This window comes from Azospirillum sp. FG154 (genome assembly GCF_057809575.1).
Genome location: NZ_JBMDKF010000001.1, coordinates 150,468 through 165,297, shown reverse-complemented (window position 1 = coordinate 165,297; position 14,830 = coordinate 150,468). Strand labels below are relative to the sequence as shown.

The 14,830-nt window shown below is 67.1% G+C and carries 11 protein-coding genes; 9 read left to right on the top strand and 2 right to left on the bottom strand.

Annotated features, from left to right (window positions below; translation table 11 throughout):
- The first annotated feature begins 68 nt into the window (after positions 1-68).
- The 3 genes from ispG (at position 69) to prfA (ending at position 3,783) form a co-directional block, all read left to right on the top strand.
- Positions 69-1,187, top strand: coding sequence for a flavodoxin-dependent (E)-4-hydroxy-3-methylbut-2-enyl-diphosphate synthase (gene ispG / locus ACODS4_RS00800; protein ID WP_488859785.1), 1,119 nt, complete (start codon positions 69-71; stop codon positions 1,185-1,187).
- A gap of 201 nt (positions 1,188-1,388) precedes the next feature.
- Entirely contained in the window at positions 1,389-2,735 is a 1,347-nt protein-coding gene (gene hemA, locus ACODS4_RS00795; protein ID WP_488859784.1) for a glutamyl-tRNA reductase, read from the top strand.
- Positions 2,710-3,783 carry a peptide chain release factor 1 gene (prfA, locus tag ACODS4_RS00790; RefSeq protein WP_488860304.1) on the top strand — a complete coding sequence of 358 codons (1,074 nt, stop codon included), beginning with the start codon at positions 2,710-2,712 and terminating at the stop codon, positions 3,781-3,783. Before hemA ends, prfA begins: the two co-directional genes overlap by 26 nt.
- 19 nt (positions 3,784-3,802) lie before the next feature.
- On the opposite strand, the gene ACODS4_RS00785 is transcribed toward prfA, so the two are convergent.
- Entirely contained in the window at positions 3,803-4,189 is a 387-nt protein-coding gene (locus tag ACODS4_RS00785) for an endonuclease domain-containing protein (RefSeq protein WP_488859783.1), read from the bottom strand.
- 113 nt (positions 4,190-4,302) lie between these two features.
- Here ACODS4_RS00785 and prmC point away from each other — a divergent pair, with 113 nt between their 5' ends.
- Positions 4,303-5,166, top strand: coding sequence for a peptide chain release factor N(5)-glutamine methyltransferase (prmC, locus tag ACODS4_RS00780; protein ID WP_488859782.1), 864 nt, complete (start codon positions 4,303-4,305; stop codon positions 5,164-5,166).
- Between the two features lie 180 nt (positions 5,167-5,346).
- On the top strand, positions 5,347-5,883 hold the full coding sequence (locus tag ACODS4_RS00775; RefSeq protein ID WP_488859781.1) for a DUF4167 domain-containing protein: 537 nt from the start codon (positions 5,347-5,349) through the stop codon (positions 5,881-5,883).
- A gap of 63 nt (positions 5,884-5,946) precedes the next feature.
- On the opposite strand, the gene ACODS4_RS00770 is transcribed toward ACODS4_RS00775, so the two are convergent.
- Positions 5,947-6,714, bottom strand: a complete 768-nt coding sequence (locus ACODS4_RS00770; RefSeq protein WP_488859780.1) for an MOSC domain-containing protein — start codon at positions 6,712-6,714, stop codon at positions 5,947-5,949.
- 308 nt (positions 6,715-7,022) lie between these two features.
- Here ACODS4_RS00770 and clpB point away from each other — a divergent pair, with 308 nt between their 5' ends.
- From clpB to purH, 4 genes are all read left to right on the top strand, one after another.
- A complete protein-coding gene (clpB, locus tag ACODS4_RS00765; protein ID WP_488859779.1) occupies positions 7,023-9,653 on the top strand; it encodes an ATP-dependent chaperone ClpB in 2,631 nt (876 codons plus the stop codon).
- Positions 9,654-9,756: 103 nt separating this feature from the next.
- Complete coding sequence (locus tag ACODS4_RS00760) at positions 9,757-11,052, top strand: RsmB/NOP family class I SAM-dependent RNA methyltransferase (protein ID WP_488859778.1); 1,296 nt, start codon at positions 9,757-9,759, stop codon at positions 11,050-11,052.
- Between the two features lie 137 nt (positions 11,053-11,189).
- Positions 11,190-12,851 carry a heparinase II/III family protein gene (locus ACODS4_RS00755; RefSeq protein WP_488859777.1) on the top strand — a complete coding sequence of 554 codons (1,662 nt, stop codon included), beginning with the start codon at positions 11,190-11,192 and terminating at the stop codon, positions 12,849-12,851.
- A gap of 286 nt (positions 12,852-13,137) precedes the next feature.
- Positions 13,138-14,742, top strand: a complete 1,605-nt coding sequence (purH, locus tag ACODS4_RS00750; RefSeq protein ID WP_488859776.1) for a bifunctional phosphoribosylaminoimidazolecarboxamide formyltransferase/IMP cyclohydrolase — start codon at positions 13,138-13,140, stop codon at positions 14,740-14,742.
- Positions 14,743-14,830 lie beyond the last annotated feature (88 nt).

Sequence of the window (14,830 nt, the reverse complement as noted above, 5' to 3'; positions counted from 1 at the left end):
CGCCCGCTTGAAACCGTCGCGCCGGACCGTATGTCCAGCGTGACGCCGTTTGTCCTGAGGTTCCCGCCATGACCGTTCGCGCCTATCGTCAGATCATCCGCCGCAAGTCCCGTCAGATCCGGGTGGGCAATGTGTTGGTCGGCGGCGACGCGCCGATTTCGGTCCAGACCATGACCAACACGCCGACCACCGACGTCAAGGCGACGGTCGAGCAAATCCAGGCGGCGGAACGGGTGGGGGTGGACATCGTCCGCGTGTCCTGCCCCGACCGCGAATCGGCGTTGGCGCTCAAAGACATCGTCAAACAGGTGTCGGTCCCGGTCGTCGCCGACATCCATTTCCATTACAAGCGCGCCATCGAGGCGGCGGAGAGCGGGGCGGCCTGCCTGCGCATCAACCCCGGCAACATCGGCTCGGCGGAGCGGGTGCGCGAGGTGGTGAAGGCCGCCAAGGATCACGGTTGTTCGATGCGCATCGGCGTCAACGCCGGATCGCTGGAGCAGGATTTGCTGGAGAAATACGGCGAACCCTGCCCGGAGGCGATGGTCGAAAGCGCGCTGAACCACGCGAAGATCCTGGAAGACAATGATTTCCGCGAGTTCAAGATTTCGGTGAAGGCGTCGGACGCCTTTTTGGCCGTCGCCGCCTATCAGGGCTTGGCCGAGGCCTGCGATTATCCCCTGCACATCGGCATCACCGAGGCGGGGGGCTTGCGGGCTGGGACCGTGAAGTCGTCCATCGGTTTGGGGATGCTGCTGTGGTCGGGCATCGGCGACACGCTGCGCGTCTCCCTGTCCGCCGATCCGGCGGAAGAGGTCCAGGTCGGCTATGAAATGCTGAAGTCGCTGGGCCTGCGGCGGCGCGGCGTGACGGTGATTTCCTGCCCAAGCTGCGCCCGCCAGAACTTCAACGTCATCAAGACGGTGGAGTTGCTGGAAGCCCGTTTGGCCCACATCACGACGCCCTTGACCCTGTCGGTGATCGGCTGCGTGGTCAATGGCCCCGGCGAAGCGCGGGAAACCGACATCGGCCTGACCGGCGGCGGCAACAACACCCACCAAATCTACCTGTCCGGCGTCACCGACCACCGTCTGAAAGACCAGGACATCGTCGAGCATCTCGTCGGGCTGGTCGAAAAGAAAGCGGCGGAGATCGAGGCGGCGAAGGCGGCTGCGATGGTCGAGTAAATTTTTGACACCGATGAACACAGATAAACACAGATGAAAGACACAGATAAAAAATTTGGATGATCGTGTGAGCGTCGCGCCTCCGGCTCAACTGTACGCAGCATGATAGAAAAATCTGTGTTTATCTGTGTTCATCGGTGTCTCAAATAAATCTTCACCTTGCACATCCCCGCAACCGGCAGGAACGAAACGACCCCCGGCGTGACCACCGCATCCTATCTTGTCATCGGCGCCAGCCATCGGACCTGTTCCGGGGTGATCCGTGATCGCCTCGCCACCGATGACGCGGAGGTGCCGGGCGTGCTGGAGCGGTTGCGCGCCGTCGGGGTGACGCAAGCGCTGTGGTTGAGCACCTGTGACCGGGTGGAGGTTCAGGCCGTCCACCCCCGCCCGAACGAGGCGGCGCTGGCCATCGCGGCGGTGATGGCCGAGCGGGTCGGCATGGCGACGGCGGATTTCTCCGACCAGCTTTACACCCGCGCCGGGCCGGAGGCGATCCGCCACCTGTTCGCGGTCGCCTGCTCGCTCGACAGCCAGATCATTGGCGAGCCGCACATATTGGGCCAGCTCAAGGCCGCCCATCGCGGCGCGGCGACGCTGGGCCTGACCGGGCCGGAACTGGAGGCGGTGTTGCAGGCCGCCTACGCCGCCGCCAAGCGGGTGCGCAGCGAAACCCCGATCGCCGAGGGGGCGACCTCGCTCGCCGCCGCCGCCATCCAGGTGGCGCGCGACCTGCACGGCGATCTGAAGCGCTGTTCGGCCCTGCTGATCGGGCTGGGCGACATGGGAACGCTGGTGTTGGATGGGCTGCGCGAGGCGGGCTTGCCGCGCCTGACCGTCGCCGCGCCGGTAGATCGGCGGGCGGAAACGGCGGCGCGGCGCCTGTCGGGCCATTTCGCGCCTTGGGCCGATCTCGATTCCGCGTTGGCCGGGGCCGATATCGTCGTGACCGCGACCGGCTTGGGGCGCTATATCCTGTCCACGGCGATGATGGAGGCGGCGTTGAAGCGCCGCCGCCGCCGTCCGATCTTCGTGGTGGACGCGGCGATTCCGTCGGACGTCGATCCGGCGGTGGCCGGGATGGACGGCGCCTTCGTCTATGATCTGGCCGATCTGGAGCGGGTGGCGCTGCAAGGCCGGGTGGGGCGGGAGGCGGCGACGCAAGCCGCCTGGAGCATCGTGGACGAGGCGGTGGCCGCCTTCGCCCGCGACCGCGCCGAACGCGCCGCCGTGCCCGCCGTGGCGGCGCTGCGGGCGCATTTCGAGCGGGAGCGGCGGCGTCTGCTGGCCGATCACAGCGGGTTGGACGCCGGGTCGGCCACCCGGCTGCTGGTCAATCGGCTGCTGCACCACCCGTCGGAGGCGTTGCGGGAGCTGGCGGCGGATCAGGACGGGGTGGGGTTGGCCGAGCGGGCGGCGGCGGAACGGCTGCTGTTCCGCTTGTTCCGTCTGGACGGAACGGCGGCGGAACAGCGGGCCGCTGACGAACGGTCCGGCGATGAACGGGATGAGGACGAGCGACGTGAATCTGGACGACACCTTCAATAAGGTCGTGGCGCGCCATGACGAGTTGCGCGACGCGCTCGCCGCCGGTCTGGCGGAGGCGGGCGAGTTCGCCCGGCTGTCCAAGGAATACGCCGACCTGACCCCCATCGCCGAAGCCATCGGCGAGTTGAAAAAGGCCAAGGCCGAGGCCGTCGATCTGGCGCAAATGATCGCCGACCCTGACGGCGATCCCGAAATGAAGGCGATGGCGGAGGAGGAATTCCGCGATCTGTCCAAGCGCATCCCGGATTTCGAGCGGCGGGTCCAAGTCTCCCTGCTGCCCAAGGACGAGGCGGACGAGAAGAACGCCATCCTGGAGGTGCGCGCCGGAACCGGCGGCGACGAGGCCGGGCTGTTCGCCGCCGAACTGTTCGAGATGTACCGCCGCTACGCCGGTCTGCGCGGCTGGCGGTTCGAGGTTATGGACGTCAGCGAAACCGGCGTCGGCGGCTACAAGGAGGCCACGGCCAACATCACCGGGCGCAACGTGTTCGCCCGGCTGAAGTTTGAATCCGGCGTCCACCGCGTGCAGCGGGTTCCGGCGACCGAGGCGCAGGGCCGCATCCACACCTCCGCCGCCACTGTCGCCGTTCTGCCGGAAGCCGAAGAGGTGGACATCCACATCGACGACAAGGATTTGCGGATCGACGTCTTCCGCTCCTCCGGCCCTGGCGGCCAGTCGGTCAACACCACCGACAGCGCCGTGCGCATCACCCATCTGCCGACCGGGTTGGTGGTGATCCAGCAGGATGAAAAATCCCAGCACAAGAACAAGGCCAAGGCGCTGAAGGTGCTGCGCGCCCGGCTGTATGACCGTGAACGCGCCGAAAAGGACGCGGTTCGCGCCGCTGACCGCAAGAATCAGGTGGGCAGCGGCGACCGTTCCGAACGCATCCGCACCTACAATTTCCCGCAAGGCCGCGTCACCGACCACCGCATCAATTTGACGCTTTACAAGATCGACAAGATGATGTCGGGCGAAGCCCTCGACGAGTTCGTCGACGCCCTGGTGTCGGAGGACGAAGCCGCCCGGCTGGCCGAAATGGGGTGAGGGTGGCGGGGCGCTTCCGCTATTCTTCTCCCTCTCCCGCCGAAGGCGGGGGAGGGTCGGGGAGGGGGCCGAGGGCTTCCCAAATCATGCGCGCCACACCCTCTGAATGACGCAGCGCGTCGTTGTTCCAGAAGCGTAAAATGCGCCAACCTTGCGCCTTCAGCCGTTCGTCGCGCCGCGCGTCATGCGTGGAGTCCGCATGCTGGCCGCCATCCGCTTCGACGATCAGGCGGGCTTCGACGCAAGCGAAATCGGCGATGTAGGGAGGAATGGCGTGCTGCCGTCGGAAGTACCAGCCGCCCAACTGCCGACGCCGCAGGAGGCTCCAAAGCTTGCGCTCCGCGTCGGTTGGAATGTGACGCATGCCACGGGCTTGCGTCTTTGTTGATTTGGGAATGCGCGGCATGGTTGATGTGCGGTTGCCCCCTCCTTAACCCTCCCCCGCTTCGCGGGAGAGGGGATGGTCCCAGAGTTGCGCTCGATGTTTCGCTCGGGAAAATGTGAGGAAAGATTTCGGAAATGACAACCCTCAACACCCTGCGGCGCGACGCCGAATCCCGTTTGCGCGAGGCGGGCGTGGACACGCCGGAGTTGGACGTCCGCTATCTGCTGGAAGACGCCCTTGGCCTCACCCGCATGGATTTCATTACGAAATCAGAACAAATCGTTTCCGAAACGGACGCCGCCCGCGCGCTGGCGTTGATCGAGCGGCGGGCGGCGCGGGAGCCGGTGGGGCGGATCCTCGGCCATCGGGAGTTCTGGACCTTGGATCTGGCGCTGAACCCCGACACGCTGGAACCCCGCCCCGACACCGAAACGGTGGTGGACGCGGCGCTCGCCGCGATTTCGGACAAAAAAGCGGCTCTTGACCTGATTGATCTCGGAACCGGAACGGGCTGCATCCTGCTGGCGCTGCTGGCTGAGCTGCCCAACGCGCGTGGTCTGGGCGTCGATCTCAGCCCCTTGGCGGTGGAGGCGGCGACCGGCAACGCCCGGCGCAACGGGCTGGAGGCGCGCGCGCGCTTTCAAACCGGCGATTGGGCGCATGGAATCAAGGATCGTTTCGATATCGTTGTATCAAACCCGCCCTACATTCCCAGCGCCGACATCGCCACGCTGGCCCCGGAGGTGCGGGAGCATGACCCGCTGCGCGCGCTGGATGGCGGGCCGGACGGGTTGGCCCCCTACCGCGTCATCGCCGCCCAGCTTCCCGGGTTGCTGACTCCCGGCGGGCTGGTCGTTTTCGAGGTCGGGCAGGGGCAGGCGACCGATGTGGCGGCGCTGCTCGACGGGCAGGGCTTCGTTGACATCGCTCTGTTGCGGGATCTGGGCGGGGTCGAGCGCTGCGTGCGGGCGCGAAACGCTCGACCATCCGGCCACTAGCCAAAAAAAGGGTTGGATTGCCGGGCTGTGGCGGATACTGTGCGGTGTACGACCGTGATCGTGGTGTGCGCGGAGTTTCGTGTCTCGGATTGGTTGATATGCCGAGCGTCGCCCGCAAAAGACGACCGCATCCACCGTTGACGTGTCGTTTGATCCCCGTGACCCATCCGTGGACTGTCCATGGCGGGCTTGGCGGCCGGGCCGAACAGGCCGAATGAGCCGCTGGAGCGTTCCGGGGAATGCGCTTCTCTTGTATGGGGCCTTAAGAGCCGAATGAGACAGGGACCGAACTCCAGGCGTTCGCGTGGCCGTGGCAACAATGGCGGCGGAGGCGGCGGCAACGGTGGCGGCGGCGGCGGCGGCAACGCCGGGCGTCGCCAGAACGTGCCGTTGCGTCATCAGAACTTCGACAGCAACGGGCCGGACGTGCGCATTCGCGGCAACGCGTGGCAAGTCAACGAGAAGTATCAAACGCTGGCCCGCGACGCGATGTCGTCCGGCGACCGGGTGCAGGCTGAAAACTACCTTCAGCATGCGGAGCATTACCTCCGCATCATCAACCAGATCCAAGAATCGGAAAATCGCCAGCGCGGCGGCGCTCCGGCGCCGGGCCATGCCCAGCCGCAAATCGGCCCGTTGACCTCAATGGACGACGACGACGACCAAGGCGACGAGGAAACCGGCAACACGGAAGAGCGGGCGACGGTCAACGCCTGACCGCCGCGCTGATTTTGGCGGGTTTTGCCCCGCTCAGTCGGTGTTTTCAGTCAGTCGGCGTTCTCAGTCGGCGTTTGGTGAAACCGGGTCGCCCAAGGCGATCCGGCCACCGGCGACCACTTGGGCGCGGATGGCGATGTGGGTGTGACCGAAGCCACGCTCCATGATCGGCAGCAGGTTGAGGTCGGTCGCGCCGTTGTCCGGGTTGACGTCGTTGGCTGGGCGGCAATCCACCGCCTCGGTGACGCGCAGAACCGCCCCGCCAATGGCCAAGGTCTTGCCGATCCAGGCCCGCTCCGCCCAAGGGGCCAAGCCGTCCAGCAGCAGATTGGCGCGCAGACGGCGGGGATCGACCGGCTTTTTGGCGATCCGCTCCTCCACGTCGCGCAGGCTGGCGAGGTTGACCAGCACCAGCGACGGCTCTTCCGTGTCGCCGAAGGATCCGGCCTTGGCGTCCACCAGACGCGGCATGCCGGGGACGATGCCCGCCAGATAGGCGGCGAAAAACTGCTCCAACAGCGTCCGGCCCATCGGCTGGTCCAACCGCCCGCGCGACACCTGCCGCCCGCCGCGCCGGACGATCAACGATTGCGTTTCCTCGTCGAACAGAGTGTCGAGCGCCGCCAGCTTTTCCGTGCGGTCCAGCGTGAAGAAATCGGCTGGCGGTCGCCAACCGTCGAAATCGGCGTCCAACGCCGCCGGGCCGTGCAGCAGCCCGTAACGGCGGTCGAGCGGGATCGCCTGTCCGGCGGTCAGATCGACGGCGGGCAGGTCCTGACCGCTCAGCCCCTTGACGGGGTAGCGGCGAATGGCGGCGATGGTCGTGTTCATTGCACTGCACAATGAAAGGGCGGAACCGGATCTGTCAACCACGGCGATGGTCGAAACCCTGCGCTTTGCGGGAGCATTCCGGGCGTTCAGCCACCGATATGGCGTGATTTTTCCAAAATTTTGGGCGACGCGCCGGAAAAATCGGAATTGGTGATGCGCGGAGCGGTCATGCCCCTGCCGCCAGGATGGTCTTGGCGCCCCGTTGCGGCGTTCCTACATCTGGTCCAGCATCCTTGTGGATCGCACATCGCGTGGATCAAAACGACCGGGCTGCCGCGCGGACGGTCGATGGAAAGGGGGGCCGCCTCATGGACTTTGAGAAATACACCGAACGCAGCCGTGGCTTTGTCCAGGCGGCGCAGACTCTGGCGACCCGCCGGGGGCATCAGCGTTTGACGCCCGAGCATCTGCTGAAAACCCTGCTCGACGACAAGGAAGGCTTGGCCGCCAACCTGATCCGCGCCGCTGGCGGCGATCCGGCGATGGCGCTGGCCGCCGTGGACGCCGAGCTGGACAAACAGCCGAAGATCGAGGGCAGCGGCGCCGGGCAGCTTTTCCTGTCCCCGGAGCTGTCGCGCGTGTTCGAGCAGGCGGAGAAGGTTTCGGAAAAGGCGGGCGACAGCTTCGTCACCGCCGAACGGATCCTGCTGGCTTTGACCATGGCCGACGGCACGCCGTCCGCCAAGCTGCTGAAGGCGGCGGGCGTCACGCCGCAGGGGCTGAACACCGCCATCAACGAGGTTCGCAAGGGCCGCACCGCCGACAGCGCCAGCGCCGAACAGGGCTATGACGCGCTGAAGAAATACGCCCGCGATCTGACCGAATCGGCGCGGGAGGGCAAGCTGGACCCGGTGATCGGGCGCGACGAGGAAATCCGCCGCACCATCCAGGTTCTGGCCCGCCGGACCAAGAACAACCCCGTCCTGATCGGCGAACCCGGCGTCGGCAAAACCGCCATCGTCGAGGGGCTGGCCCAACGCATCGTCAAGGGCGACGTGCCGGAAGGGCTGAAGAACAAGCGTCTGCTGGCGCTGGATCTCGCCGGGATGGTGGCTGGCGCGAAATACCGTGGCGAGTTCGAGGAGCGGCTGAAGGCCGTGCTGTCGGAAATCCAGGCGGCGGCGGGCGAAATCATCGTCTTCATCGACGAACTGCACACGCTGGTCGGCGCGGGCAAGGCGGACGGGGCGATGGACGCCTCCAACATGCTGAAACCGGCGCTGGCGCGCGGCGAGCTGCATTGCGTCGGCGCGACCACGCTGGACGAATACCGCAAGCACATCGAAAAGGACGCGGCGCTGGCCCGGCGTTTCCAATCGGTCTTCGTGCCGGAACCGACGGTGGAGGACACCATCTCGATCCTGCGCGGCCTGAAGGAGCGTTACGAGGTCCACCACGGCGTGCGCGTCACCGACAGCGCCATCGTCGCGGCGGCCACCCTGTCCAACCGCTACATCACCGACCGTTTCCTGCCCGACAAGGCCATCGACCTGATCGACGAGGCGGCCAGCCGTCTGCGCATGGCGGTGGACACCAAGCCGGAAAACATCGACGAACTCGACCGCCGCATCATCCAGTTGAAGATCGAGCGCGAGGCGCTGAAGCGTGAATCCGACCAGGGATCCAAGGACCGTTTCGCCAATCTGGAACGCGAACTGGCCGATCTGGAGCAGGAATCCGCCGAACTGACCGCCAAATGGCAGGCGGAGAAGGACCAGCTTCAGGGCGCGCAGAAGATCAAGGAGGATCTGGAAAAGGCGCGGACCGAGCTGGACACGGCGCAGCGCGCGGGCAATTGGGGCCGGGCGGGCGAGTTGACCTACAGCGTCATTCCCGGCCTGGAAGCCGCCCTGAAGACCGCCGAAGAGCACGCGTCCAACCGCATGCTGAACGAGGAGGTGCGCGACAGCGACATCGCCGGGGTGGTCAGCCGCTGGACCGGCGTGCCGGTGGACAAGATGCTGGCGGGCGAGCGGGAAAAGCTGCTGGCGATGGAAAGCCGCCTGCGCGGTCGGGTCATCGGCCAGGAGGAGGCCATCGTCGCCGTGTCCAACGCCGTCCGGCGGTCGCGGGCGGGCTTGCAGGATCCCAACCGGCCCATCGGCTCCTTCCTGTTCCTCGGCCCGACCGGCGTCGGCAAGACGGAGCTGACCAAGGCGTTGGCCGAATTCCTGTTCGACGACGAAACCGCCATGGTCCGGCTCGACATGTCCGAATATATGGAAAAACACTCCGTCGCCCGCATGATCGGCGCGCCTCCGGGCTATGTCGGCTATGAGGAGGGCGGGGCGCTGACCGAGGCGGTGCGCCGTCGGCCCTATCAGGTCGTGCTGTTCGACGAGGTGGAAAAGGCCCATCCCGACGTCTTCAACGTGCTGCTTCAGGTGCTCGACGACGGGCGCTTGACCGACGGGCAGGGGCGGACGGTGGATTTCCGCAACGTCGTCATCATCATGACCTCCAACCTCGGCTCGCAGGCTTTGGCCGAACAGCCGGAAGGGGAGGACAGCAACGCGGTGCGCGGCGAGGTGATGGAGGCGGTGCGGGCGCATTTCCGTCCCGAATTCCTCAACCGGCTGGACGAGATCCTGCTGTTCCACCGGCTTGACCGTCGGCACATGGGCGGCATCGTCACCATCCAGCTTGGCCGTCTGGTCCGCATGCTGGCCGACCGCGACATCACGCTGGCGGTGGACGGCGCGGCGACCGAATGGCTGGCCGAGGCCGGCTATGACCCGGTCTATGGCGCGCGGCCCTTGAAGCGGGTGATCCAGCGCGAGCTGCAAAACCCGCTGGCCACCATGATCCTGGAAGGCCGCGTCACCGACGGCCAGACGGTCAGCGTCGGCGCGGAGGGCGGCGTTCTGACCATCAACGGCGCGTCGGTGTCCGAACCGCCCCGCAAGGTCGATGTTCCCACCGTCAAGACGGTGCATTGACGGTCGCGTGAGGCCCTCTCCCGGTTCGGGAGAGGGCGCTTTCGCGTTTCAAATCCCAAACAGCGCCATCGACACCAGCGCTTGAGCGCGCTAGATCAAGCTGATGACCGACACCACCCTCGCCGCTCGCGGCGTCGCGCTTGATTTGCTGCGCGACGTGCTGCGCAAGTCCGTTCCCTTTGACGACGCGTTCGACGCGCACCCCGACCTTGCCGGGCTGGAGCCGCGCGACCGTGGCTTTGTCCGCATGCTGGTCGCCACGGTGCTGCGCCGGTTGGGCCAGATCGACGAACTGATCCAGACCTGTCTGGCAAAGCCGGGGCTGCCCAAGGCGGCGATCCACGACATGCTGCGGCTGGGAACGGCGCAGTTGGTCTTCCTCAACACCCCCCCGCACGCCGCCGTCGACACGGCGGTGGAGTTGGCGGCGCTGCGCAACGCCGCGCCTTACAAGGGGCTTATCAACGCCGTCCTGCGCCGCGTCGGGCGCGAGGGCGCGGCGCTGGCGGCCCAGCAGGACGCCGGGCGGCTGAACACGCCCGATTGGATGTGGCTGTCCTGGCGCACCGCCTACGGCACGGCGAAGGCGCGCGGCATCGTCGAAGCCCATCTGCACGAGGCACCGCTGGATCTGACGGTGAAAAGCGATCCGTCGGTGTGGGCGGGCCGGTTGGACGCGACCGTGCTGCCGACCGGCACGCTGCGGCGGATGTCCGGCGGCTCCGTCACCGAGATGCCGGGCTTCGACGCGGGCGGTTGGTGGGTGCAGGATCTCGCGGCCTCGCTGCCCGCCAAACTGTTCGGCGATCTGCGGGGCAAGCGGGTGTTCGATCTGTGCGCCGCGCCCGGCGGCAAGACCGCGCAGTTGGCGGCGCAGGGCGCGCGCGTCGTCGCGCTCGACCGTTCGGCCAAGCGGCTGGAGCGGGTGACGGAAAACCTCGCCCGCCTGAATCTGGAGGCGGAGATCATCGCCACCGACGCGGCGGCGTGGGAGCCGGGCGAATTGGCCGACGCGGTGCTGCTCGACGCCCCCTGTTCGGCGACCGGCGCGGTGCGCCGCCACCCCGACATCCTGCGGGTCAAGACGCCCGAGGACATCGCCAAGCTGGCCAAGGCGCAAGGTCGCCTGCTGGCCCACGCCGTCGGCTTGGTCAAGCCGGGCGGCGCGCTGATCTACTGCACCTGCTCCATCCAACCGGAGGAAGGCGAGGCGCAGATCACCCGTCTGCTGGCCCGCGACAACCGGGTGAAGCGCTGGCCGATCACGGCGGACGAGTTGGGCGGCCTGTCGGAGATCATCACGGAGCGGGGCGAGGTGCGCTCGTTGCCCGGCATGTTGGCCGAGCATGGCGGAATCGACGGCTTCTTCGTGTCCCGGCTGCGCCGTGTTTACGAATAAATTACCAAGCTCCGGCGGCGGGCGTCTTGCGGCGGCGGCGGTGAGTTGATAGGACACAGGGATGCCCTTGTCTTTGCTGCACCGCACCGCAACATGTTTGCCCGTCGGTCCCTCCCGCCCTGTGCGGATCTGAGGGGATGGCCGCTATGGGCAAGGGCGCGGGACGATTTCGCAGCGGCATGGCGCGGCTTGCCTATGGGAACCCGCTCTATTCCCTGATGCTGGGCGGTCGCGCGCCGGGGGCGCTGGCGGTGGCGCCGCCCGATCCCTGGCCCGGCGATTCCGGCGACGGTTCGGCCCTGCTGGCCGGGGTTTTGCGTTTCGCCGGTCAGTCGGTCGCCATCGACCCCAGCGGCGAGCCGCACTGGCGCCCGCCGGGGGCAAGCCCGGTCTGGCTGCGGTCCTTGCACGGCTTTGATTGGATGCGCGATTTGCGCGCGGTCGGCGGCGACATGGCGCGGCGGCGCGCCCGCGTGCTGGTCTGGTCCTGGCTGGACCATAATGGCGGCTGGAACGCGCAAGCCTGGACGCCCGACGTGCTGGGAACCCGAGTCGCCAACTGGATCGGTCTGCATGATTTCTACTGCGCCTCGGCGGACGACGAGTTCCGGGCGCGGGTGTTCGAGAGTTTGGCCCGGCAGGTCCGCCATCTGGCCCGCGTGCTGCCCGCCCGGCTGGACGGCGCGCCGCTGATCGCGGCGATCAAGGGGCTGGTCTATGGCGGTTTCTGCCTGCCCGGTCACGACAAGGCCGGGTACGACGCGCTGCGCCTGCTCGACCGCGCCTTGCCGCGCCAGATTTTGCCCGACGGCGGCCACGTCGAGCGCAACCCGTCGGCGCAACTGCGGGTGCTGCGCGACCTGATCGACATGCGCGCGGTGTTGCGGGTGGCCCGCGTGGACATTCCGGAATCCCTGCAACACGCCATCGACCGGATGACCCCGGCCCTGCGCTTTTTCCGCCATGGCGACGGCGGGCTGGCCCTGTTCAACGGCGGGCGCGAGGAAGAACCGGCGCTCATCGACACCGTGCTGGCCCAGGCCGACGCGCGGGGGCGTCCGCTGAAAAGCGCGCCGCATGTCGGGTTTGAACGGCTGATGGCCTCGCGCACCTTGGTGCTGATCGACACCGGCGCGCCGCCCCCGGCGGGGCTGGACGGGTTGGCCCACGCGGGCACCTTGTCGATGGAGGTGTCGGTCAACAAGGAGCGGTTGATCGTCAATTGCGGCAGCCACCCGGCCCAGCGTGGCCCATGGCGCGCGGCGCTGGCCGGATCGGCGGCGCATTCCACCGTGGTCGTCGCCGACACCAATTCGGCGGAGGTTCTGGACCAGGGCGGTTTGGGTCGCCGACCGTCCCATGTCGGGTGCGAGCGGCAGGAGTCCGAAGGCGCGGTTCTGGTCGTCGCCACCCACAACGGCTACAGCAAGGGCTTCAGCCTGCTGCACCGCCGCCGGGTCTATCTGGCCGACAACGGCGAGGATCTGCGCGGCGAGGACACGTTGGAGCCGGTGATCGGCGCCCACCCGTCCGAACAGCCTTTCGCCATCCGCTTTCATCTCCATCCATCGGTTCAGCCGACGGTGGTCCAGGGCGGGGCGCAGGTGAATCTGCGGCTGCCCAGCGGCAACGTCTGGCGGTTGCGGGCGACCGGCGTGATGCTGGAACTGGCCGAGAGCATCTATCTTGGAACCGGCGACGAACCCCGCCGCAGCGCCCAGATCGTCATGCACGGGCATAGCGGCCCCGACGGCGTCACCGTCAAATGGGCCTTGCGCCGCGAACGCAAGGCGGCGTAAATCCCGCCATCCGCAGTGGCCGGCCCCTTTCCTCACCCGAAGGGGCATGGAAACACGGATGAACATGGATTGAGCACGGACGAACACGGATTTTCTCTATCTGTGTTTATCTGTGTTCATCGGTGTCAAATCCTCGTTGCGCACACAGGATCTGACACAGATGAACACAGATAAACACAGATGAGTTCAATGTCCGTGTTCGTCCGTGCTTTTCGTCATTCGTGTTCATTCGCGTCTTCCTGACCACGCGCGGCCTGCAACAACGCCAGCCGATCAGGAACACGCCATGAGTCCGCCGAAAGCCAACCACGCCCCCGCTCCCGACAAGGTCCGCATCACCCGCGCGCTGATTTCCGTGTCCGACAAGACCGGGCTGGTGGCGCTGGGGCAGGCGTTGGCCGCGCGTGGCGTGGAGATTCTGTCCACCGGCGGTTCGGCGCAGCGTCTGGCCGAGGCTGGCGTGCCGGTGAAGGAGGTCTCCGACCACACCGGCTTCCCGGAAATCATGGATGGCCGCGTCAAAACGCTGCACCCGCGCGTCCATGGCGGCATTCTGGCCCGCCGCGACATCCACGCCGACGCGATGGCGCAGCACGACATCCCGCCGATCGATCTGGTCGTCGTCAACCTCTACCCGTTCGAGGCGACGGTCGCTCAAGGGGCCGATTACGCCAACTGCGTCGAGAACATCGACATCGGCGGCCCGGCGATGATCCGCGCCGCCGCCAAGAACCATGATTTCGTCGCCATCGTCACCGAGCCGTCGGATTACGAGGCGGTGATCGACGAGCTGGCGACCAACGACGGCTGCGTCACGCTGGGGCTGCGCCGCAAGCTGGCCCAGCGCGCCTACGCCCGCACCGCCGCCTACGACGCCGCGATTTCGACCTGGTTGGCCGGGCAGTTGGGCGAGACCTTCCCGCCGCGCGTCACCCTGTCGGGCGCGCTGGCGCAGACCCTGCGCTATGGCGAGAACCCGCACCAGCAGGCGGCCTTCTACGTCACCGGCGACCAGCGCCCCGGCGTGGCGACCGCGATTCAGCTTCAGGGCAAGGAGCTGTCTTACAACAACCTGAACGACACCGACGCCGCCTTTGAGCTGGTCGCCGAGTTCGAGCGGCCCGCCGTCGCCATCATCAAGCACGCCAACCCCTGCGGCGTGGCGCAAGGGGCGAACCTGCTCGACGCCTACCGTTCGGCCCTGCTGTGCGACCCGGTCAGCGCCTTTGGCGGCATCATCGCCGTCAACCGCTCGCTCGACGCCGAAACCGCCGAGGAGATCGCCAAGCTGTTCGCCGAGGTGGTGATCGCGCCGGACGCCGACGACGCGGCCCGCGCCCTGCTGGCGACCAAGAAGAACCTGCGCGTCCTGTTGACCAAGGACGTGCCGAACCCCGCCGACGTCGGCATGATGGTCAAGCAACTGTCGGGCGGCTTCCTGTTGCAGAACCGCGATTCGGGCCGCGTCAACCCGGCGGAGCTGAAGGTCGTGACCAAGCGCGCGCCGACTGAGCAAGAGCTTGCCGATCTGCTGTTCGCCTTCCGCGTCGCCAAGCATGTGAAGTCCAACGCCATCGTCTACGCCAAGAACGGCGCGACGGTCGGCGTCGGAGCCGGGCAGATGAGCCGCGTCGATTCGGCCCGCATCGCCGCCATCAAGTCGGCGGAAGCCGCCAAGGCCGCCGGTCTGGCGGAGCCGCTGACCAAGGGGTCGGTGGTGGCGTCCGACGCCTTCTTCCCGTTCGCCGACGGTCTGCTGGCGGCGGCGGAAGCGGGCGTGACGGCGGTGATCCAGCCCGGCGGCTCGATCCGCGACGCCGACGTGATCGCGGCGGCGGATGAGAAGGGCTTGGCGATGGTCCTGACCGGGATGCGCCACTTCCGCCATTGACCGCGTTCGCCGCCGCTTGACGGACGGAGCATGAAAAAGGCCGGTCCCCAGCGTTGGGGACCGGCCTTTTCGCGTTTGGGCGTTTTGG